Origin of the sequence: Photorhabdus akhurstii (genome assembly GCF_018448925.1) — a bacterium.
GTDB classification, from domain to species: domain Bacteria; phylum Pseudomonadota; class Gammaproteobacteria; order Enterobacterales; family Enterobacteriaceae; genus Photorhabdus; species Photorhabdus akhurstii.
In genome coordinates, this window is the sequence record NZ_RCWE01000095.1 from 1 (window position 1) to 956 (window position 956).

General features: G+C 54.5%; 1 pseudogene. It reads left to right on the forward strand.

Annotation, left to right across the window (positions count from 1 at the left end):
- Positions 1-956 (forward strand): annotated as a pseudogene (locus EAE93_RS23875) (hemagglutinin repeat-containing protein); the annotation flags it as partial.

The following is a 956-nucleotide window of genomic DNA, read 5'->3' on the forward strand; positions in this document are numbered from 1 at the left end:
AGCGCCAGCCGCGACAAAATCCACAGCAACTTTGACTCCGTACAAGAGCAGACCGGACTGTTTGCCGGTAAAGGCGGCTATGAAGTCAAAGTAGGTGAACACACCCAGCTTGACGGTGCAGTCATTGCCAGTACCGCAGACAAAGACAAAAACACCCTCGATACCGGCACTCTCGGCTTTGGCGATATCAAAAACAAAGCGGATTTTAAAACCGAACACCATAGCGTGAGTATCAGCACTGGCGGCTCAGTAGGCGGCATGTTACTCAGTAATATGGCGGCCAATACCCTGGGCGGCGCTAACCGGGAAGGCCATGCCCAAAGCACCACCCATGCCGCCGTCAGCGACGGCACCCTGATTATCCGGGATAAAGACAGCCAGCAACAGGATGTCACCACCCTCAGCCGGGATACCGACCATGCCAACAATGCTCTCAGTCCTATCTTTGACAAAGAGAAAGAGCAGCAACGGCTGAAACAGGCCCAACTGATTGGCGAAATCAGTGCGCAGGTGATTGACATCGCCAGTACTGAAGGAGCAATTATCGCCACCAAAGCGGCCCACGCTAAACTGGAGAATATCAGTGACCCGGATAGAGAAGCGGCCCGAAAGAAACTGGAAAACGCCGGCAAAACTAACATTACGCCTGAGCAAATTAAAGACCAGATTTACAAAACCGCCTATAACCAGGCATTGAATGAGTCCGGTCTTGGCACCGGAGGGAAATACCACACCGCTTTACAGGCAGCTACCGCAGCCATTCAGGGACTCGCGGGCGGAAATATTGGTCAGGCACTGGCAGGCGGCGCTTCCCCTTACCTGGCCGGGGTGATTAAAGACCTGACTACCGACCCGAAAACCCATCAAGTCGATGTCGTCACCAATACTCTGGCCCATGCAATTCTGGGGGCAGTGGCCGCCGAAGTCAGTGGTAACAATGCGCTGGCGGGCGCGGC